The sequence below is a fragment of the Pseudoduganella sp. R-34 genome, assembly GCF_049904655.1.
In the GTDB taxonomy this organism is placed as follows: domain Bacteria; phylum Pseudomonadota; class Gammaproteobacteria; order Burkholderiales; family Burkholderiaceae_D; genus Rugamonas.
Genome location: NZ_CP184572.1, coordinates 3,570,694 through 3,590,838 on the forward strand (window position 1 = coordinate 3,570,694; position 20,145 = coordinate 3,590,838).

General features: G+C 61.2%; 15 protein-coding genes. 10 read left to right on the top strand and 5 right to left on the bottom strand.

What is annotated here, in order from left to right:
* Nucleotides 1-5: 5 nt before the first annotated feature.
* Both ACN9MW_RS16425 and ACN9MW_RS16430 read right to left on the bottom strand, forming a co-directional pair.
* A complete protein-coding gene (locus ACN9MW_RS16425; RefSeq protein WP_426161513.1) occupies nt 6-572 on the bottom strand; it encodes a hypothetical protein in 567 nt (188 codons plus the stop codon).
* 14 nt (nt 573-586) lie between these two features.
* A complete protein-coding gene (locus ACN9MW_RS16430) occupies nt 587-2,353 on the bottom strand; it encodes a GGDEF domain-containing protein (RefSeq protein WP_426172222.1) in 1,767 nt (588 codons plus the stop codon).
* Nucleotides 2,354-2,533: 180 nt separating this feature from the next.
* On the opposite strand from ACN9MW_RS16430, the gene ACN9MW_RS16435 reads away from it, so the two are divergent.
* The 4 genes from ACN9MW_RS16435 to ACN9MW_RS16450 all read left to right on the top strand — a co-directional run bounded on the left by ACN9MW_RS16435 (nt 2,534) and on the right by ACN9MW_RS16450 (nt 10,214).
* Nucleotides 2,534-3,166: a methylamine utilization protein gene (locus ACN9MW_RS16435; protein WP_426161514.1), complete on the top strand. Its 633-nt coding sequence runs from the start codon at nt 2,534-2,536 to the stop codon at nt 3,164-3,166.
* Nucleotides 3,167-3,168: 2 nt separating this feature from the next.
* Nucleotides 3,169-5,544, top strand: a complete 2,376-nt coding sequence (locus tag ACN9MW_RS16440) for a putative bifunctional diguanylate cyclase/phosphodiesterase (RefSeq protein WP_426161515.1) — start codon at nt 3,169-3,171, stop codon at nt 5,542-5,544.
* Between the two features lie 90 nt (nt 5,545-5,634).
* Complete coding sequence (locus tag ACN9MW_RS16445; protein WP_426161516.1) at nt 5,635-7,806, top strand: prolyl oligopeptidase family serine peptidase; 2,172 nt, start codon at nt 5,635-5,637, stop codon at nt 7,804-7,806.
* A gap of 2 nt (nt 7,807-7,808) precedes the next feature.
* Complete coding sequence (locus ACN9MW_RS16450; protein WP_426161517.1) at nt 7,809-10,214, top strand: zinc-dependent metalloprotease; 2,406 nt, start codon at nt 7,809-7,811, stop codon at nt 10,212-10,214.
* Between the two features lie 16 nt (nt 10,215-10,230).
* On the opposite strand, the gene ACN9MW_RS16455 is transcribed toward ACN9MW_RS16450, so the two are convergent.
* Together ACN9MW_RS16455 and ACN9MW_RS16460 are read right to left on the bottom strand one after the other, a co-directional pair.
* The gene (locus ACN9MW_RS16455) at nt 10,231-11,610 is read right to left on the bottom strand and encodes a hypothetical protein (RefSeq protein WP_426161518.1); all 1,380 of its coding nucleotides are present in this window, start codon (nt 11,608-11,610) and stop codon (nt 10,231-10,233) included.
* Between the two features lie 82 nt (nt 11,611-11,692).
* Nucleotides 11,693-13,090: a hypothetical protein gene (locus ACN9MW_RS16460; protein WP_426161519.1), complete on the bottom strand. Its 1,398-nt coding sequence runs from the start codon at nt 13,088-13,090 to the stop codon at nt 11,693-11,695.
* Nucleotides 13,091-13,327: 237 nt separating this feature from the next.
* Between ACN9MW_RS16460 and ACN9MW_RS16465 the strand changes: the two genes are divergently transcribed.
* The gene (locus ACN9MW_RS16465; RefSeq protein ID WP_426161520.1) at nt 13,328-13,795 is read left to right on the top strand and encodes a GNAT family N-acetyltransferase; all 468 of its coding nucleotides are present in this window, start codon (nt 13,328-13,330) and stop codon (nt 13,793-13,795) included.
* Nucleotides 13,792-14,187 (top strand): GFA family protein, encoded by a 396-nt coding sequence (locus tag ACN9MW_RS16470; protein ID WP_426161521.1) that lies wholly within the window; start codon nt 13,792-13,794, stop codon nt 14,185-14,187. Before ACN9MW_RS16465 ends, ACN9MW_RS16470 begins: the two co-directional genes overlap by 4 nt.
* A gap of 22 nt (nt 14,188-14,209) precedes the next feature.
* On the opposite strand, the gene ACN9MW_RS16475 is transcribed toward ACN9MW_RS16470, so the two are convergent.
* The gene (locus ACN9MW_RS16475; protein ID WP_426161522.1) at nt 14,210-14,785 is read right to left on the bottom strand and encodes a helix-turn-helix domain-containing protein; all 576 of its coding nucleotides are present in this window, start codon (nt 14,783-14,785) and stop codon (nt 14,210-14,212) included.
* 114 nt (nt 14,786-14,899) lie between these two features.
* Between ACN9MW_RS16475 and kbl the strand changes: the two genes are divergently transcribed.
* The 4 genes from kbl (at nt 14,900) to thrC (ending at nt 20,139) form a co-directional block, all read left to right on the top strand.
* Entirely contained in the window at nt 14,900-16,102 is a 1,203-nt protein-coding gene (gene kbl, locus ACN9MW_RS16480; protein ID WP_426161523.1) for a glycine C-acetyltransferase, read from the top strand.
* Nucleotides 16,103-16,123: 21 nt separating this feature from the next.
* On the top strand, nt 16,124-17,086 hold the full coding sequence (locus tag ACN9MW_RS16485; RefSeq protein ID WP_426161524.1) for an NAD-dependent epimerase/dehydratase family protein: 963 nt from the start codon (nt 16,124-16,126) through the stop codon (nt 17,084-17,086).
* Nucleotides 17,087-17,106: 20 nt separating this feature from the next.
* Nucleotides 17,107-18,486, top strand: coding sequence for an L-serine ammonia-lyase (locus ACN9MW_RS16490; RefSeq protein ID WP_426161525.1), 1,380 nt, complete (start codon nt 17,107-17,109; stop codon nt 18,484-18,486).
* 177 nt (nt 18,487-18,663) lie between these two features.
* Nucleotides 18,664-20,139 (top strand): threonine synthase, encoded by a 1,476-nt coding sequence (gene thrC, locus ACN9MW_RS16495; RefSeq protein ID WP_426161526.1) that lies wholly within the window; start codon nt 18,664-18,666, stop codon nt 20,137-20,139.
* Nucleotides 20,140-20,145: the final 6 nt, after the last annotated feature.

Sequence of the window (20,145 nt, forward strand, 5' to 3'; positions counted from 1 at the left end):
GCGGCTTAGCGCTGCGCGGACAGGAGATGGTCGGTGCCCGGCGCCAGTACCACCGTGGTGGTCAGGCGTTCCAGCCCGGCTTGGGCCTCCACGTTCTCGATGCGCACGCTGTAGGCGCCCCGGGACAGGGGGAAGTTGCCAAGGCTGCGCGAACGCTGATTGGCCCATTTGCTGGCCACGCACAAGGTATTCACGGTGCGCGAATGAACCAGCAGATTGTCCGGTTTGTGGCGCACCTCCACCTTGAATGTCATTCGGCGGCCGAAGCTGGCGCGGTCCTGCCTGGCAACCTTGGCCAGGTCGACGTTCTCGTCGCATTCTTCCACGCGGCGGTCGCCGATGATCGACACTTCCTGCTTGCTCAGGGATTCGCCGGCAGGATTGCTCATTTCAAGCACCAGGGAGTAGTTCAGATCCACCGGCACTTCGACGTCGGCTGCGGCCACGCTGCCCGCTTCGCCGAGCTTCATCTGGACGTCCTTCATGAGCGGAGGGAATTCACACAGTGCGACAGTTGCCATCGCCAAGCCGACAATGGGTTTCTGGCACAGGTTGTAGATGAATGGGCTCATGAATCCAATATAGACTACGCCCCCTGCGTTTGCAGCCTTCGGTCAAGGAAAAGACTGTTGCCATGTATCTTTTTGGCCTGTTTCTTGGCGTCGGCTGCGCTGGCTGCGATCTGGTGGTGCGAATAGTACTGGTGCGGCTCGACCCGGATCACGCCCACCGACAGGCTCATGAGCGAATAGAAGACTTTTTTGCCCTGGCGGTCCTCGCTGATATAGCCGCCGCGCTCGCGGTCTTCGTTGCTGTAGAAGCCGGCGATGGCGGTGGCAAAATCTTCCAGCACGGCATGGCAGCGCTGCTCCCAGTCTTCGCTCTGGAACAGGATCACGAAGTCGTCGCCGCCGATATGGCCGACGAAATCGCGATTGCGGTCGCCGTGTTTAGCCAGGATATGGCCTGTCAGCTGGATCACGTCGTCGCCGCGGCGATAGCCATAGACATCGTTGAAGGGCTTGAAGTGGTCAAGGTCCACATAGCAGACCCAGAACCGCGTGCCGCTCTCCAGCAAACGGTCGATATGTTCGTTGATCGGCACATTGCCCGGCAGCTGTGTCAGCGGATTGGCGTAGCGCGCAGCGTTGATCTGCATTTGCGTGATCTCGCGCATCAGGTCATGGCCCGTGCCCATGCCCACATAGCTGCCGCCTTCGGTGATGATGAAACCATTGAACAGGTGGTGCGCATCCGATTCGGCCATGCGGCAGGACAGGTCCTGCAGGCTGGTGTCGACGTCGGCAATGATCGGTTTGGCATCCATGAAAAGCGTGCATGGTTTCTTGCCGTACAACTCGCGCTGGTAGGGGCGCGCGAAGTGGTCGATCATGTCGAAGCGCGATACCAGGCCAAGCGGGCGGCCGGCGTCCACCACGGGAATGATCATCAGCTTGGGATCGGCCATGAAGATTTCATAGACGTCGTTGTTGTTCATGGACGGCGGCACGGCGGCCACGTCGTGCAACAGCTTGCGGATGGACACGGCATTTCTCTCGGCAGCGCGTTGCGGATAAACCGCCACGCCATTGCGGCCCAGTACCTTGACGACTTCCGCCGGCAGGGCCCGTGCCGGCTGGATGTGGGGGCGTCCCAGGTGGTAGCCCTGGCCGTACGCGATGCCCAGGTCGCGCAGCACCAGCAGCTCCGCTGCCTTCTCGATGCCTTCCGCGATGACCAGGGTGTTGGATTTGTCGGCAATCTCCTGGATCGAGCGCACGAACTGCAGCTTGACCGGGTCGTGATCGATGCCCTGGATGAAGTGCATGTCGATCTTGACGTACTCGGGGCGCAGCTCGGACCACAGGCGCAAGCTGGAAAAGCCCTCGCCCAGGTCGTCGATTGCGATCTGGAAGCCCATTTTGCGGTAATGCAGCACCGCTTCGCGCATCCGCTCGTAGTCGTAAGTGGGCTGGTTTTCGGTCAGCTCGATGATGACGTTGGCGGGATTGAGGCCGAATTGGTGGATGTAGCCGAGTGTTTCACCCTGGCTGCCGGCGTGCTGGCGCACCAGCGACTCGGGGCTGACGTTCAGGAACAGCTTGCCGGGCAGCTGCAGTTCGGCGAAGCGCTCCAGGACGATGCGGCGGCACAGGTATTCCACTTCGCGCGACAGGTTGTTGGCGCGCGCCAAGCGGAACAGGTTGAGGGGCGAATGCAGGGGGCTGTCGGAAGGGCCGCGAACCAGGCCTTCGTATGCGATGATCTCGCCGCTTTGCATGTGGACGATAGGCTGGAACAGTGCGTGCAGCTGGCGGCGCTGGATGATGTCCAGCAGGTGCTGGCCGAGCATGTCGGTTGGCGGAGGACGCAGGTAGCTTACGTTGTGCGGGAGGGTGGCGGTAGAAGTGCTCACGATGGTGGTCGCAAAAATGGCAACCCCATCATTGTGTGTCGCAATTGTGACGGCATGATGAACGCTGGAAACACTTTTTGGCGTTACAATAAGCTTCCACGTCCTTGACTGAGACCGATGCCGAGCCAGTTCTTGATCCGTTCCGCTGCATTGGCGGCCTGCTGTTTTTCCGGTGCCGCCGTCGCGGCCAGCGTTGCCGTGCACGTCGCCGATGGAAACGGCAAGCCGCTAGCCGATGCCGTGGTCTATCTCGAAGCCGATGGCGGCCAGCCGCTGCCCAAGCTGCAAAATGCCGGTGAAATCAGCCAGAAGGGCTTGAAGTTCATCCCCCTGGTAACGGTGATCCAGACCGGCAGCAAGATCTATTTCCCGAATAACGACAAGGTGCGGCACCATATCTATTCTTTTTCTGCGCCGCACAAATTCGACCAGAAGCTGTATTCCGGCACCACCGCCGACTCACAGACGTTCGACAAGCCGGGCACCGTGGTCCTGGGCTGCAATATCCACGACAAGATGATCGCCTACGTGCGTGTCGTCGACACGCCGTATTTCGGCAAGACCGATGCCACTGGAGACGTGGTGCTGGACGCTCCCGCCGGCAAATACATGCTGAAGGCCTGGCATCCCGATATGGCGGGCGGCAATCCTCAGGAGCAGGCCGTACGCCTGGCCGACGGCCCGGCTAGTGCCGCCTTCCGGCTCACGCTCAAGCGTCCTGCAAGCGATCCGGACGCGCAAGGCTACTGACCATGCGATTCCGCAGCCTCGAAAGCCGTATCGTCACGCTGTTCCTCGTGCTGCTGATCGTGGTGCAGCTGGTCGGGCTGGTCGTTATCCAGCGCGGCATCGACAGCAACGCACGGGCCGCGATCGCCTCGGAACTGGTCAACGGCAGCAAGGTCTTTGCGCGGCTGATGGACCAGAACGCGCAGAACCTGCGCAACGGCGCGCGCCTGCTATCGCGCGACGCCGGCTTCCTGTCGGCGATCGGGAATACGGACGACGATGATCGCGCCACCATCGAATCGGCGCTGGCCAACCATGGCCGCCGCATCAAGGCCGCCATGACCATGCTGGTGAGCCCGGAGCGCAAGGTTGTCGCTTCGACCAGCGATGCGCAGGCCGCGGGACTGGAGCACATGGTGATGGCCATGCTGGACAAGGCCGAGCAGGGCGAAGGCGCGAATGGCATTGCCATCGTCGAGCGGCTGCCGTACCAGGTCGTCGTGGTGCCGGTAAAGGCGCCGGTGACGATCGGCTTCGTGGTGATGACCTTCCCGCTGGATGAACGCCTGGCGCGCGACATGCAGGAAACCACGGCGCTGCAAACCCTGCTGCTGACACGCGATGCGAACGGGCGCTGGCTCCCCGTGGCGTCCAGTCTTGCGCCGGCCGCCGTGGAGCGCTTCATGCAGCAGCTGCAAGGCATGGGCGGCATGCCAGCCGAAGCGTTCGACGTCGACGTCGGCGGCGACAAGCTCAGCGTGCACATGACCAAGATTGGCGTGGACGATGGCAATGTCGCGGTGGCGATGCTGGGCCGCTCGATCGACGAAGCAACTGCGGAATATGCGCGCCTGGAGCGCTGGCTGCTCGGCTTGACTGTCGTTGGCATGGTGGTGTGCGTGGTGGCCAGCGTGCTGACAGCCAAGCGCATCGCGCAGCCGCTTCGCCAGCTGGCCGATACCGCCAAGAAGCTGGAGCAGGGCGATTACAAGGTCGATATCGGCTCTTCCCGCGCCGACGAGATCGGCGAACTGGCGCACGCCTTTGGCAGCATGCGCGACGGTATCGCCAAGCGCGAGCAGGAAATCCGCCGGCTGGCGTACTGGGATCCCCTGACCAACCTGCCGAATCGCGCCCAGTTCCTGCTGCTGCTGAACGAAGCCATTGGCGAAGCGCGCAAGCGCGGCGGTTCGGTGTATGTGCTGATGATGGACCTGGACCGCTTCAAGCATGTGAACGACGTGATGGGCCACAGTTTCGGCGACGCCTTGCTGAAGCAGGTGGCGGGCCGGCTGATGCAAAAGCTGGCCAATCGCCGCCAGCCGGCCCAGGTGGCGCGCCTGGGCGGCGACGAATTCGCCGTGCTGCTGGCCGGCTCCAACCTGGACCAGGCCGTGGTTGTCGCAGCGGAGATCCTGCAGGCGCTGGAATCGCCGCTGTCGCTGGACGAGCAGATGGTCGACATCGGGGCTGGCATCGGCATCGCCGGCTTCCCCGAGAACGGCGTCGACGGCGAAGAGTTGCTGAGCAAGTCGGAAATCGCCATGTACACCGCCAAGCAGCGCAACGAAGGCGCCGTGGTCTATGAGGACGCGATCGATAAAGGCAGCCAGCAAAGCCTGTCGCTGCTGACGGAACTGCGCCAGGCGGTGGAGGGCAATCAGTTGCGCCTGTTCGTGCAGCCGAAGGTGACCCTGGCCACCGGCCACGTCGTGGGCATGGAAGCGCTGGTGCGCTGGCAGCATCCGGTGCGCGGCAACGTTTTTCCCGACCAGTTCATCCCGTTTGCCGAGCAGACCGGTTTTATCCGCGTGATCACGCACTGGGTGCTGGAGCGCTCGGCGGAGTTGTGCCATGAACTGGCGCAACGCGGCATTCACCTCAAGGTCTCGGTCAACCTTTCCACGCGCGACCTGCTGGACCAGGAATTGCCATTCAAGTTCGGCGAGATCTTCATGCGCCACCACGTTTCGCCTGGCGCGTTCTGCCTGGAGATCACGGAAAGCGCGATCATGGACGACCCGGTGCGCGCCCAGCAAACGCTGGAACGGCTGCATGGCATGGGCTGCGATCTCTCGATTGACGATTTCGGCACAGGGTATTCTTCGCTGGCCTACCTGAAACGATTGCCCGTCGACGAACTGAAAATCGACAAATCGTTTGTACTGAACATGGCGAATGACGTGGGCGACGCAAAGATCGTGCGCTCGACCATCGACCTTGGCCACAATATGGGCCTGCGCGTGGTGGCCGAAGGCATCGAGAGCGAGGCCGCGTGGAACATCCTGGCGGAGATGGGCTGCGACCAGGGGCAGGGCTATTACATGAGCCGCCCGATGCCGGCCGGCGAACTGGCGGGCTGGGTCGAGAACTGGAAAGCGTCAGCATTGGCCGAATAATAGCTGGCGCCGCCGGCTTCGGAGAGTTACTTATTCGTCAAAGTTCACGTTATGATCGCTGCCGCATCATAACTACTCTACGGACGACCAATGCCATTCAAGCGCGCCACCCTAGCACTCTCGCTGTTCGCCGCCTTCTCCGCACCTGCCTTTGCCCAGACCTGCCCGTCGACTGCGCCGGCCGTGGCCTATCCGGATTCCAGGAAGGCCGACCAGCAGGACAACTATCACGGCACCATGGTCGCCGATCCATACCGCTGGCTGGAAGACGCCAACAGCGACGAGACCAAGGCTTGGGTGGTTGCGCAGAACAAGGTAACGCAAGCGTGGCTGGGACAGATCCCTGAACGGGAGGCGATCAAGGCGCGGCTGACCAAGCTGTGGAACTACGAGCGTTATGGCGTGCCATCGAAGAAGGGCGGCCGCTACTTCTACAGCCGCAACGACGGCCTGCAGAACCAGGCGGTCCTGTACACGGCGAGGAGCTTGTCCGAAACCCCGCGCGTGCTGCTCGACCCCAACACGCTGGCCACTGACGGCACTGTAGCGCTGGCCGCCACCGCCGTGAGCCCGAATGGGAAATTCCTGGCATACAGCACCGCCGCATCGGGCTCCGACTGGAACGAAATCAAGGTGCGCGATATCGCGACCGGCAAAGACCTGGCCGACCATATCAGGTGGGTCAAGTTCTCCAACACCGCATGGGCCGCGGATGGTTCCGGCTTCTACTACAGCCGCTACGACGAGCCGACCGAAGAGAGCAAGCTGGCCGGCGTGAACTACTTCCAGAAGGTCTACTTCCACAAGCTGGGCACCCGGCAAGACAGCGATGCGCTGGTTTATCACCGTCCGGACCAGAAAGAATGGGGCTTTGGCGCTGAAGTAAGCGACGATGGCCGCTACCTGGTGATCAACGGGTCGCAAGGTACCGAAGCCAGGAACCGTGTCTTCGTCAAAGACCTGAAGGCCAGGGACGCGCAAGTGGTTGGCCTGCTGGAAGCATTCGATGCCTCCTACCACTTCATTGACAATGAAGGCCCGGTGTTCTACTTCCTGACCGATAAGAATGCGCCGCGCTCGCGCATCATCGCTATCGATATCCGCAAGCCCGCCATGGAAAACTGGAAGGAAATCGTTCCGGAAGCGCAGCAAACCCTGACCGGCGCCAGCATCGTCAACAAGCAGCTGGTGCTGAATTACCTGAGCGACGCGCATAGCGCAGTCAAGGTGTTCGACCTGAAAGGCAAGCCGGTACGCGAGATAGCGTTGCCGGGCCTGGGTACCGCGTCCGGCTTCGGCGGCAAGGCAAGCGACACGGAGACGTTCTACGCCTACACCAGCTTTACCACGCCGACCACGATCTACCGCCTGGACATGAAGAGCGGCAAGTCGAGCGTCTATCGCCAGCCGAAGGTCGACTTCGATCAGAGCGCCTTCGACACGCGCCAGGAGTTCTTCACCAGCAAAGACGGCACCAGGGTGCCGATGTTCATCGTGTCGAGGAAGGGGATGAAGCTGGATGGCAGCAATCCCACCTACCTGTATGGCTACGGCGGCTTCAATATCTCACTGACCCCGAGCTTCTCGGTCTCGAACCTGGCATGGCTTGAAATGGGCGGCGTGTACGTCGTTGCCAACTTGCGCGGCGGCGGCGAATACGGGGAGGCCTGGCACAAGGCCGGCACCAAGCTGCAAAAGCAGAACGTGTTCGATGACTTCATCGGCGCGGCGGAATGGCTGGTGGCGAACAAGGTGACGTCGCCGGCCAAGCTGTCGATCGGCGGCGGTTCGAATGGCGGCCTGCTGGTTGGCGCCGCGATGACCCAGCGCCCGGACTTGTTCGGTGCGGCGGTGCCGTCGGTAGGCGTGATGGACATGCTGCGCTTCCAGAAGTTCACCATCGGCTGGGCATGGGCCTCGGATTACGGCTCCTCCGACAACGCGGACGAGTTCAAGGCCCTGCTCAAGTACTCCCCGCTGCATAACCTGAAGCAGGGGGGCTGCTACCCGGCCACCATGGTGATGACTGCCGACCACGATGACCGTGTGGTGCCGGCGCACAGCTTCAAGTTCGCCGCCGCAGCGCAAGCCGCGCAGGCAGGCGCCGCTCCAATCCTGATTCGCATCGATTCCAAGGCAGGCCATGGCGCAGGCAAGCCGACCACCAAGCAAATCGAGGAAGTGGCAGACCGTTGGGGCTTCCTGACCCGTGCACTGGACATGCATCCCGCGGCAGCGGCAACGACCACCGGCGGCCAGTAAGCATGCGCGCGCTCCTGCTGCTGTGGACCGCCTTGCTTGCGCCGGCCGCGGCGGCGCAAGCGTCTGAATCATTCGCCGAGCAGACCCGGTCGCTCGCGGTGCAGCCGGGCTTCATCGAGGTCTGGCGCGACACGGCGAAGGGCAGGGTGCTGCTCTCCGTGCGAGAACTGAACCAGTCCTTCCTGCTGGTTTCGTCCTTGCCTTATGCCCTGGGCTCCAACGACGTCGGCCTGGACCGCGGCCAGCCGGGCAGCCCGAAACTGGTAAGTTTCCAGAAGTTCGGCAACCGCCTGTTCCTGGTGCAAGAGAACACGCGCTTTGTAGCGCGTTCCTTGGATGCAGACGAGCGCAATGCCGTGGCGGAGTCGTTTGCGGGTGCGGTGTTGTGGTCGGGCGAGATCATCGCCAGCGAGGGTGCACGCAACCTGGTCGACTTCTCCAGTTTCCTGCTGGCCGACCAGCACGGCGTGGTGCAGCGGCTCGACGAGACCAGGCAGGGCGCCTATCGCGTGGACGAAAAACGCAGCGCCGTGCTGGCGGCGGAAGCCAAGGCATTCCCAGACAATATTGAGCTTGAGTCCTTGCTGACGTTTGCCGGGCCAGGTACCGGTGAATACGTCAAGCAGGTGGCGGCCGATCCGGCCAGCCTGTCCATGCGCCAGCATATTTCGATGGTGCGACTGCCGGACAATGGCTACAAGCCGCGCCGCTACCACCCGTTTTCCGGCGGATTTGACACGGCCTATTATGATTTCGCCACGCCACTTGCCAGCAGCCTTGACGTGCGCTGGCAAGTGCGCCATCGCCTGGAAAAAGGCGGCAAGCCTATCGTCTACTACCTGGACCGCGGCGCGCCGGAGCCCGTTCGCTCGGCGCTGCTCGAAGGTGCGCGCTGGTGGACAAGCGCCTTTGAAAAAGCGGGTTTCAAGGACGGCTTTCGTGTCGAGCTGATGCCGGAAGGGGCTGACCCGGCCGACGTGCGCTATAACGTGATCACCTGGGTGCACCGCGCCACGCGTGGCTGGTCGTATGGCAATGCGATTGCCGATCCGCGCACGGGCCAGGTGATTCGCGGCGCGGTGACGCTCGGCTCGCAGCGCGTGCGACAAGATATCCTGATTGCGGAGGCCTTGCTGGCGCCTTACGGCAAATCTGCCCCCGCCGAGCGCCGCAAGCTTGCAGAGGAAATGGCGCTGGCACGCCTGCGCCAGCTTGCAGCCCATGAGGTAGGACATACCCTTGGCTTTGCACACAACTTTGCGGCGAGCCGGCAGGGCAACGGTTCGGTAATGGATTACCCGCATCCAGTGCTGAAACTCGGCTCCGGTGGCGCGATTGACTTGCAGGACGCCTACGGCACAGGCGTTGGCGCCTGGGACGATTACGTGGTCAAGCACATTTATGGCGATTTCGGCAGCGGCGAAGCAGAAGCTGCCGGCCTGGCCAGGTTGCGCAGCGACGCTCGCGCCGCTGGCCTGCAATATGTCTCGGACGAGGACTCGCGCGCGGCCGGCGCATCGCATCCGAATGGGCTGTTGTGGGACTTTGGCCCGGACACCCTGAAAACCTGGGATCAGCTCGGCGCCATCCGGCGCAGAGCGCTGGACAACTTCTCGCTTGACGTCCTGTCCGACGAGCGCCAGGCCGGCGAACTGGAGGCGCGCCTGGTACCGGTGTACCTGTTGCAACGTTATCAGGGCGAAGCCGTGGCCCGCTTGCTGGCTGGCGGCGAATACGAATCCGCCACCAGTGCCGACATCCGTGCCGGGCGCGCTGCCGCGGGCATCAAGGTTACGCCTGCCCCAACCCAGCGCGCCGCGCTGTCAAGGTTGGCCGATACGCTGCGTGCCGAATACCTTGCTTTGCCGGCGGGCGTACTCGACCAGTTGTCGCCGCCATCGACAGGCTTTGAACGCAACAAAGAGTACTTCGGCACCCGCATGACCGCGGTCTTCGACGCGCTGTCCGCAGCCGAAACGGCCGCAGCGCAGACAGCGAGCTTCCTGTTCGAAGCCGGCCGCCTGAACCGCCTGTACTGGCAGCACGCACGCGACGCTGCAATGCCAGGCGCCGACGAAGTCGTCGAAGCCGCGCTGTCGCGTGGCTGGAAGCGCGGTCCAATGCCCGTCAAAGTGGTCGGTGGCGAGGCCGTCCAACTGGCCGCAAACTGGGTCGTGCTCGATGCGCTCCTCCAGGCGCTGGACGGCGGCAAGCTCCATGCCAACGTCGACGCCGGGCTGCGCCAGCAGCTGCGTGAGTTCGCCGGCTGGTTGAAAGCAAATCCGGGCAAGGGCACCACCGCCGCCAGCCGCGCCCAGGCAGCCGACCATGTACTGCGCTACCTGGCCGATCCGCGCAGCGTCAAGCTTCGCGCTTTGCCGGCCATTCCGCCTGGCGCGCCAATCTGATTGAGGACCGCCGGGGTCAGGGCGGGGCCATCGGCGGCAGCTGCGGCATGACGGTGGAAAGCCAGCAGAGGATCTGCAGGCCTTTTACCTCCAGGGTGTCCTTGTTCAGGGTCGAATCGCGAATGTCGAAATAGCCCAGGGCAGTCGCCTGACCGAGGTTTTGCCGGTCCTCCTTCGACCAGTTGGCGGTAATCTTCAGGTCACGGATGACGATGAACGATGTGGGCAGCAACGGGAACATGCCTGGATTGTCGGTGCCGGAGCCATTGGAATATTCGCCGGCCTTGGTGCCGTACATGTACCAGTTTTTGGTTTTCAGCAGGGCGAGCTTGAACCAGCTGCGGTCGATGTTCACGCGGCAGTACCTGAAGGAGATGCTGAAGTTGTCGCTGGCGCCGGCGGGTTTGGTCTGCAATTCTTCGTTGACGAGGTTCACCAGGTGGTAGCGGTTGGCGACGTCAATGCGTCCGACGTTCAGATCCTTCTGCGTCAGGTCAACCGCCTGGAGCTGCTTGGCCAGGTTATACCTGTTGTAGGAGCTTGCGGGCGCGCTTTTCTGCTTGAACAAGGTCTGGGCGTTCGCCTTGGCCAGGTTGGCGACGAATACGGGTGACTTGGTCACATCCATGACAGCCGGCTTGGCTCCGGCGAGGGGAGCGATGGCAGGCATTGCCTTGATTGCCGTTGCCGCATGCAGGTTCAAGGGCTTTGTCACCACGGGGATCGGCCCGATGGGTTTGGCGAGCGCCAGCTGTGCTCTTTTTACGATCAACTGGTTTGCATTGGCCTTGATCAAGTTGGCCTTCGTGACGTCTGCCGGCCGCAGTTTCCATACGCCTTTGTTGACCAGTGTCGGCCCGCCTGCCTTGACAAACTGGGAAGTCTGCGCCGCCGGCTTGATCGCCCCGGATTGCATGTTAAGCGTAGGCCAGAACTGCGCTGCAGCCTCGTCGTACCAGTTGGACGGTGTTGCAAGGCAGGGATAGTAGAAGGAATTGGGATCGCTTGCGCTGCCGGTCCTGGCTTGAAGGAACTCGTATTGCGAGTCACTGAACATCTTGTACATCGGATTGGTGCCGATGTTGTCCGGTGTTGCGCCGCCCGGGATTGCGCCGGTCAGCAGGATTTCGTACAGGTCATCCACTTCGAGCCCGGAGTTCTGGAAGTAGGCGTTGGCCAGCGATGGCGCGATGTTCGCTATATGCGAGAACGTTTCCTTTGCGACCTGGGGATCGTAGGGACCGTTCGGGTTGTTGGCCGGCTTGAAGTCCTGCGCGGAGAGCGAGAATCCCGGCCAGGCCATTTGCATGACGGTGGAGGGATTCGCGTCCGATATGTTCAGCAGCCTTGCCAGTTCGTCATACACCGCGCCGATAAAGTCGACGGTATTGGACATGGAACCCCCTTGCTGAAAGCAGCGTGCTCAAATGGCGGCTCCGTACGGAGCCGCCTCTCATGGCTTCAACCAGGGCGAAACACTAGGCCGGCGGGCTGTATGGCACGACCTGGCTGATGAAGCCGATGATCTGCACGCCCGGTACCGTGATCGTCCCCGCCGCCAGCGCCGACGAGAATTTCTGGTTGGTGCTGGAGTGGGCATAGTTGCCGGAGATGCTGAAAGGCCCGATCCCGAAACCGCCTCCGCCGCTGGTTTTCGAAGTGATCAGGTCCCAGTCCGCCTTGGCCCAGTTGGCGGAGATCTTCAACTTGCGCACAACCACGAAGGAGGTTGGCAACAGCGGCATCAGCTCACCGTCCTGGTGTGCCTTGCTGCCGTTGGAAAGCGTTCCTTTCTTGTACAGGTTGCCGAGGTCCCAGCCCTTGGTTGAGAGCAGGCTGGCCTGCATCCACGGGCGGCGGATAGTGACCAGCGTGTATTCAAAGCTGACGCGCAGGCCGTTGGTCTCCGAGCTGGCGTGCTGCTGCGAGCTGCTATGCCCGGCCGAACCGCCAATGCTGAACAGCCCGAGGCTGAAGCCCGCCGAACCGCCATAGGACGTGAAGTCGGACGAGGAACTGTTTGCCACGCTGCTCGATGCCGAGTCGAAGGTGGTCCAGCCGCTGGATTTGCTGGTGCTGCTATACCAGTCCGACGGCAGCAGCTGCACGCGGTACACCTTCGGCGAGAGACCGGTGCCGGTGTCGTTCAACACCACGCCGTAGCCTTCAAACAGGTCCTGCGCCTGCTTCCAGGCCAATTGCAGTGCATTCTGGACGGAGGTCGTTTTGATCGCCAGGTTTTGTTCAACCTTGTTGGCATCTTCAGCGCGCCAGCGGTCGTAGGCGGTCTTCACAGGGATTTGCAAGGTCGATGCGACCATCGGCCAGGTATTCTTGCCGGTCGTGGTTTTCTGGGCTTCCAGGAAGGCGCCAATGTAGGCGATACGTGCATTGTTGTACGCGGCCTGGTTGTCCAGGTAGTCGCGGTAAACCTGCGATTCGATCTTCTTCTTCGACTCTTCGCCGGTGTCCGGATCGGTCACGGTAATCGTGCGGAAGAGGTAGTTCTCAGCATCGGTGAGCTGCTTCTCGACTGCCGGATTAGGCGGTTGTGCAGGAATGTGCACGCCGTCCAGCATCTGTTTGTACATCTCGCTGATCTTGCGCGTGCTGTCGGTATAGATGGCCGACATCTTTGGCGCTACGTCCACCAATTCTGCGGTGTTGATGGCGGCGTCCTGGCTGCCATTGCTGTTACCCGGAGTCCAGGGATTGCGGAAGTCGGCTGAATTGATGGCGAGGCCGGGCTTCATCAATGAGAGTACGGTGGACGAAGCCTGGAGGACGGGTTTGCCGCCAGGTTCAGCCTGCGTGACGGAATTGAAGATGTTGTCGAAGATGTTTTGGATCAGCTTTGCTACTTCAGCTTGTGTCATGGTAGCGCTCCTCACCAGATGATTGAGTTTTTATGGCGCGCCTGTACGCGCAGGATCCGTGCTGCTTGCAACCGGTTGACGATGAATGAATTGAATGGATTGCCAGTTAAATATAGACGGCCGAGCCGCCTAGACATACACGCTTTGTCACAGCCTCGAAATTTGTTGCGGAGCGCTTGGGCAGAAACGCAGCCGTGCTAACATTTGCGGAATTTTCAATCAACTGTGTCCTTCAGCATGAGTGAATTCCGCATCACCACAAAAGCAGGCGAGCTGGATACTGGGCTCGTGCACCGATTCCTTTCGGAGCAGAGCAGTTGGGCGAAGGGCATTTCCCGCGACCTGGTCGAACGTTCGATTGCGAACTCGCTTTGTTTTGGCGGCTTCCTGGGGCGGGAGCAAATCGCATTTGCGCGCGTGATCTCCGATTACACGACCTTTGCAAACCTGGTGGACGTCTTCGTCCTGCCCGGACATCGGGGAAAAGGGTACAGCAAGGAGCTGATGGCTGCAGTCTTCGCACATCCCGAACTTCAGGGTTTGCGCCGCTTTACGCTTGCCACTGGCGATGCGCATGGACTGTATGCGCAGTATGGCTTCACTGCGCCTTTGTATCCGCAATCGCTCATGGAGCGCTATTTCCCGGGAATGTACGAAGCGAAGCCAGACCTTCAGGTCAAACATCCAACAGGAGCAATGCGATGACAAAACGCCTCGCGTCTTGCAGTTGTGGTCAGCTCACCGCCGAAGTGATTGGCGAACCAGTCAGGATCTCGATCTGCCATTGCCTGGCGTGCCAGCGCAGGACTGGCAGTGTGTTCGGCGAGCAGGCCAGGTTTCCGCGTGAGAACGTCACCGTGTCTGGAACTTCGACCGAGTACGTGCGGATTGGCGATGAAGGCGGCAAGGCCACATTTCATTTCTGCCCGACTTGCGGTTCGACGGTCTATTACGGCCTCGATAGCATCGATGGCTTCGTCGGAATTCCGGTCGGGGCTTTTGCAGATCCTGGCTTTCCCGCGCCGCGGGTGTCGGTCTACGAAGAACGAATGCACGCCTGGGTGGTTCCGCCGCCCGATGCGGAGCGGATCCCCTGATTGGCGCCGCACGGTTCCACCGCTAGCGGTGGATCACCACCAGCAGTGCCTTGGCTTCAGTCTTGCCTGGGTTGCGGATGGCGTGGTGCACGTCTGCGGCGTAGCGTGCCGTGCCGCCCAGCTTGATTTTCTTCTTGTTGGCGCCGACTTCCAGCTCCATCGAGCCGTGCAGGATGGTGAGGTGCTCGGTGGTGCCGGGATCGTGCGGTTGCGACACCAGTTCGCCGCCTGCCGACAGGGTCAGCTCGTACCATTCGTATTTGCCGGCCAGCTCCATCGGCCCTAGGATTCGCAGCACATAGCCGGCGTGGGCGCCGGGCAGGGTAGGGGTTTCGTGTGCATCGATCAACTTTATCGCTTCGACATCCTTCTCGACATCGGAGAGCAGTTCGCCGATCTGCACGCCCAGCGCATTGGCCAGGCGCCAGGTGATGGCAATGGTCGGATTGGCCTTCTCGCGCTCAATCTGGGACAGCATGGATTTGGAAACCCCGGCAATGCGGGACAGGTCTTCCAGCGTCAGGCCGCGGGCCAGGCGCAGTCGTTGCAGGGCGGCGCCGACTTCCGGCGGGGCGTTGGTTGAAATGTTCGGCTTCACGCTTGCAGAGTTCAATATAGTAAAGTAGGATTCCGTATATCGAATTTACGTTCAATATAGTGAATTTCGGCCTTATTAGTGAAATAAGAGTAAACTTTACATCAGAGGACGACCATGAGCCAAGCGACGAATGCGTTTTACACCGGCCTGCAACAAAACCTGGAAAAGCTGCGCAGCGATGGCCTCTACAAGCCAGAGCGCGTGATCGCTTCCCGCCAGGGCAGCGAGGTGCAATCGGAAGACGGTCGTACCCTGATCAATATGTGCGCCAACAATTACCTCGGCCTGTCGGGCCAGGAATGGGTGGCGCAGGCCTCCATCGCGGCAACCGAGAAATACGGTTACGGCTTGTCCTCGGTGCGCTTCATTTGCGGCACCCAGACCGTGCACAAGCAACTGGAGAAGGCAATCTCCGAATTCCTGGGCACCGAAGACACCATCCTGTACGCGGCAGCATTTGACGCCAACGGCGGCGTATTCGAGCCTTTGTTCGATGAAAACGACGCCATCATCTCCGACGCGCTGAACCACGCATCGATCATCGACGGCATCCGCCTGTGCAAGGCAGCGCGCTTCCGCTACGCGCACAACGACATGGCCGACCTGGAAAAGCAATTGCAGGCGGCCGCCGACAAGCGCCACAAAGTCATCGTGACCGACGGCGTGTTCTCGATGGACGGCACGATTGCGCAGCTGGACAAGATCGTCGAGCTGGCGGAGAAATACGGCGCCCTGGTCATGATCGACGAATGCCATGCTTCCGGCTTCATGGGCAAGACCGGCCGCGGCACCCACGAGCACCATAATGTGCTGGGCAAGATCGACATCATCACCGGCACCCTGGGCAAGGCCCTGGGCGGCGCGATGGGCGGTTTCACTTCCGGCCGCAAGGAAGTCATCGACACCCTGCGCCAGAAATCGCGTCCTTACCTGTTCTCGAACACCCTTGCGCCGGCCATCGCCGGCGCTTCGCTGGAAGTGTTGAAGCGCTTGTCCGCTTCGACCGAGCTGCGCGACCGCCTGCATGAAAACACCGCCTACTTCCGCAAGGAGATCGAGCGCATCGGCTTCACCATCAAGCCGGGCACCCATCCGGTCGTGCCGGTGATGCTGTTCGATGCGCCGGTAGCACAGAAGTTCGCGGCCCGCATGTATGAACTGGGCGTGCTGCTGTCCGGCTTCTTCTATCCGGTGGTGCCGATGGGCCAGGCGCGCGTGCGCGTGCAGCTTTCCGCCGCCCACACCCGCGAGCAGCTGGACAAGGTCCTCGCAGCATTCGAACAAGCCGGCAAAGAGCTGGGCATCATCAAGAACTAATCTGGAATATAGGTAGGAATCATGGAACGCATTCTCGTCATCGGCGCCAACGGCCAAATCGGTAGTGAACTGGTGGAAGCCCTGGCAAGACAGCACGGCGAACAGAACGTCATCGCAACCGATATCAGCCCGGTCAACAAGTACAACGCAGCCCGCTACCAGGTGCTGAACGTGATGGACAAGGCCGCACTGCAAGCATTGGTTGCTGCCGAAGGCATCACGCAGGTGTACCAGCTCGCTGCGATGCTGTCCGCCACGGGCGAGGCGGCTCCGCTGAAGGCGTGGGACCTGAACATGGACGGCCTGCTGAACATCCTGGAAGTGGCGCGTGAACGCGGCGAACAGGGCAAGCCGCTGCGCATCTTCTGGCCGTCGTCGATCGCCGCCTTCGGCCCGAACACTCCGGCCGAGAACACCCCGCAGTACACGGTGATGGACCCGACCACGATTTACGGCATTTCCAAGCTGGCCGGCGAACGACTGTGCGAATACTACTTCCTGAAGTATGGCGTGGACGTGCGTTCGATCCGCTACCCAGGCATCATCAGCTTCAAATCGCCTCCAGGCGGCGGCACCACCGACTACGCAATCGCGATTTTCCACGCCGCGCTGCGCGGTGAACGCTACGATTGTTTCCTCGGCCCGAAGACCACTTTGCCGATGATCTACATGCCTGACGCGATTCGCGCAACCATTGAATTGATGGACGCACCGGCTTCACAAATCAAGATTCGTTCGTCGTACAATGTCGCCGGCGTTTCCTTCAACCCGGAAGAACTGGCCGCGGCGATTACCCGCGCACTGCCTGAGTTCAAGATCGCCTACACGCCGGACAGCCGGCAGGCCATCGCCGACAGCTGGCCGCGCAGCCTGGATGACTCCCAGGCGACCGCGGACTGGAACTGGAAAGCGAAGATCGGCGTGGAAGAGATGGTGAAGGATATGCTGGCAAATATCGACGTGAGCCTCAGCGAGGCCGCATAACCAGAGAGAGACAAGCAACAATGGACATGAGTGTTTTCGACTTATTCAAGATTGGCATTGGCCCATCGAGTTCGCATACGGTGGGACCAATGGTGGCGGCACGCCGCTTCCTGGTCGAAAACTGTCCATTGGACGATGTCGCTTCGGTGACGGCCGAGCTTTACGGTTCGCTGGCCTTGACTGGCGTCGGCCACGGCACTGACAAGGCCGTGCTGCTTGGCCTGATGGGCGAGACGCCGCAGGGCGTCGATCCGGATGCGGTGGAAGACATGCTGGCGGCAGCCGACGTGGACGGAGAGTTGCGCCTGCTGGGCGAAAAGGCCATTCCATTCACGCGCAAGCAGCACCTGGTGTTCCATATGGCCGAGAACCTGCCGGAGCATCCGAACGGCATGCGCTTTACGCTGACGCGCGCAGACGGCAGTTCGGTTTCCAGGATTTACTACTCTGTGGGCGGTGGCTTCATTCGCGCAGAAGGCGAAGAGGCAAGCACGGATGGCAAGCCTGCCGTTCGCCTGCCATACCCGTTCAACACAATGGCCGAGCTGCTGGGCCATGGCGTCAGCAGCGGCAAGACCATTCCGCAAATGCTGCGCGCAAACGAGCTGACGCGCATCAGCGAAACTGAACTCAACGAAGGCATGGACCGCATCTGGCACGTCATGCGCGACTGTATCCAGCATGGCCTGGAGACCCGCGGCCAGTTGCCGGGCGGCTTGAACGTGAAGCGCCGCGCAGCCGATCTGTGGCGCCAGGCCCAGGGCGGCGACCGTGCCAATCAGCTGCCGCACGATGCGCTGAACGGCGTGAGCCTGTATGCGATGGCGGTCAATGAAGAGAATGCAGCGGGCGGACGTGTTGTAACGGCGCCTACAAATGGGGCTGCCGGCATCATTCCCGCTGTGCTGAAATACTATGCGGAAGACTGCAAACCGGTCGACCCGGTTTCCGGCGTGCGTGCGTTTTTGCTGACGGCTGCGGCGATTGGCATGCTGTGCAAGCGCAATGCTTCGATCTCCGGTGCGGAAGTAGGGTGCCAGGGCGAAGTTGGCGTTGCATGCGCGATGGCGGCTGCCGGCCTGGTGGCGGCGCTTGGCGGTTCCAATGCGCAGATCGAAAATGCGGCGGAGATCGGGATCGAGCATCACCTGGGCATGACTTGCGACCCGATCGGCGGCCTGGTGCAGATTCCTTGCATCGAACGCAATGGCATGGGGGCGGTGAAGGCGATCACCGCTGCATCGCTGGCCATGAAGGGCGATGGAACCCACTTCGTCACGCTGGATAATGTGATTGAGACCATGCGCCAGACTGGCGCTGACATGCAGGCCAAGTATAAAGAGACTTCGCTGGGCGGCCTGGCGATTCATGTGGTGTCGGTGAATCACGCCGCCTGCTAAAACCGGCAAACCAGTGTCAGGCCCGCGGGGCCTGACACTATGACGCGGCGGCTGCGGGGCAGGCACCGGTTCACCGGTTTTCGATAGAAAATTTCAAAAACTGGCTTAATTCACATAGAAACTCCGGCCAGACTATAATAGGTGTCCGTTTTCACCCGCCACCGGACTTTCTACTTTATGCAATACGTGTCTACCCGGGCCGACGCGTCGGCTGCATCGCACTCCCTCCAGCAATTTTCCGACATCCTCCTGGGTGGTCTGGCGCCAGACGGCGGCCTGTACCTGCCAGTCGAGTACCCTCAGGTTAGCGGCGAAGAGCTGAACAAGTGGCGCCACCTTTCCTACGCTGACCTGGCGGTAGAAATCCTGAAGAAATTTGCCGGCGACATTCCGGAAGCCGACCTGCGCTCCCTGGCTAAAAAGACTTATACCGCCGACGTGTACCGCAACGTGCGTGAAGGTGAAAACGCCGCCGACATCACCCCGCTGCGCGTGCTGGAAGAGACCGACGGCAAGAAACTGGTGCTGCAATCGCTGTCCAACGGCCCGACGCTGGCCTTCAAGGACATGGCAATGCAGTTGCTCGGCAACCTGTTCGAATATGCCCTGGCCAAGCAGGACGCGCAGCTGAACATTTTCGGCGCCACCTCGGGCGACACTGGCAGCGCCGCCGAATACGCGATGCGTGGCAAAAAAGGCATCAAAGTCTTCATGCTGTCGCCGCACAAGAAGATGAGTGCCTTCCAGACCGCCCAGATGTTCAGCCTGCAGGATCCGAACATCTTCAACATCGCGGTAGAAGGTGTGTTCGACGACTGCCAGGACATGGTGAAGGCGGTGTCGAACGACCTGGAATTCAAGGCCCGCCACAAGATCGGCACCGTGAATTCCATTAACTGGGCGCGTGTCGTGGCGCAGGTCGTGTACTACTTCCGTGGCTATCTCGCGGCGACCAGGAGCAATGAACAAAAGGTGTCGTTCACCGTCCCATCGGGCAATTTCGGCAATATCTGCGCCGGCCATATCGCCCGCCAAATGGGCCTGCCGATCGACAAGCTGGTGGTCGCCACCAACGAAAACGACGTGCTGGACGAGTTTTTCCGCACCGGAATTTACCGCGTGCGCAAATCGGCCGAGACCTACCACACCTCCAGTCCATCGATGGACATCTCCAAAGCTTCCAATTTCGAGCGCTTCGTGTTCGACCTGGTAAAGGGCGACGGCAAACGCGTGCGCGAACTGTTCAGGAAAGTGGAAACCGACGGCGGCTTCGACCTGTCGGGCGCGCCCGGCAGCGACGGCGACGAATTCAAGCTGGTGGCCAATTACGGCTTCAAGTCGGGCAAATCCACGCACGATGACCGTGTGCAGACCATTCGCGACGTGGCTGACGATTACGGCATCGTGATCGACACCCACACCGCCGACGGCATCAAGGTTGCCAAGGAATACATGGAGCCGGGCGTGCCGATGATCGTGCTGGAAACCGCTCTGGCCGCCAAATTCAATGAAACCATCCTGGAAGCACTGGGCGAAGATGCCGAGCGTCCGGCAGGTTTCGAGAACATCGAAGCGCTGCCGCAGCGCTTCGAAGTCATGCCGGCCGACGTGAGCAGGATGAAGGCTTACATCGCCGCCAATACAGGACTGTAAAACATG

Coding starts and splice junctions, on each gene's coding strand:
- ACN9MW_RS16425 (WP_426161513.1), bottom strand. CDS start 572: ATGAGCCCATTCATCTACAACCTGTGCCAGAAACCCATTGTCGGCTTG.
- ACN9MW_RS16435 (WP_426161514.1), top strand. CDS start 2,534: ATGCCGAGCCAGTTCTTGATCCGTTCCGCTGCATTGGCGGCCTGCTGT.
- ACN9MW_RS16490 (WP_426161525.1), top strand. CDS start 17,107: ATGGACATGAGTGTTTTCGACTTATTCAAGATTGGCATTGGCCCATCG.
- ACN9MW_RS16470 (WP_426161521.1), top strand. CDS start 13,792: ATGACAAAACGCCTCGCGTCTTGCAGTTGTGGTCAGCTCACCGCCGAA.
- ACN9MW_RS16450 (WP_426161517.1), top strand. CDS start 7,809: ATGCGCGCGCTCCTGCTGCTGTGGACCGCCTTGCTTGCGCCGGCCGCG.
- thrC (WP_426161526.1), top strand. CDS start 18,664: ATGCAATACGTGTCTACCCGGGCCGACGCGTCGGCTGCATCGCACTCC.
- ACN9MW_RS16445 (WP_426161516.1), top strand. CDS start 5,635: ATGCCATTCAAGCGCGCCACCCTAGCACTCTCGCTGTTCGCCGCCTTC.
- ACN9MW_RS16430 (WP_426172222.1), bottom strand. CDS start 2,353: ATGCTCGGCCAGCACCTGCTGGACATCATCCAGCGCCGCCAGCTGCAC.
- kbl (WP_426161523.1), top strand. CDS start 14,900: ATGAGCCAAGCGACGAATGCGTTTTACACCGGCCTGCAACAAAACCTG.
- ACN9MW_RS16485 (WP_426161524.1), top strand. CDS start 16,124: ATGGAACGCATTCTCGTCATCGGCGCCAACGGCCAAATCGGTAGTGAA.
- ACN9MW_RS16460 (WP_426161519.1), bottom strand. CDS start 13,090: ATGACACAAGCTGAAGTAGCAAAGCTGATCCAAAACATCTTCGACAAC.
- ACN9MW_RS16465 (WP_426161520.1), top strand. CDS start 13,328: ATGAGTGAATTCCGCATCACCACAAAAGCAGGCGAGCTGGATACTGGG.
- ACN9MW_RS16455 (WP_426161518.1), bottom strand. CDS start 11,610: ATGTCCAATACCGTCGACTTTATCGGCGCGGTGTATGACGAACTGGCA.
- ACN9MW_RS16440 (WP_426161515.1), top strand. CDS start 3,169: ATGCGATTCCGCAGCCTCGAAAGCCGTATCGTCACGCTGTTCCTCGTG.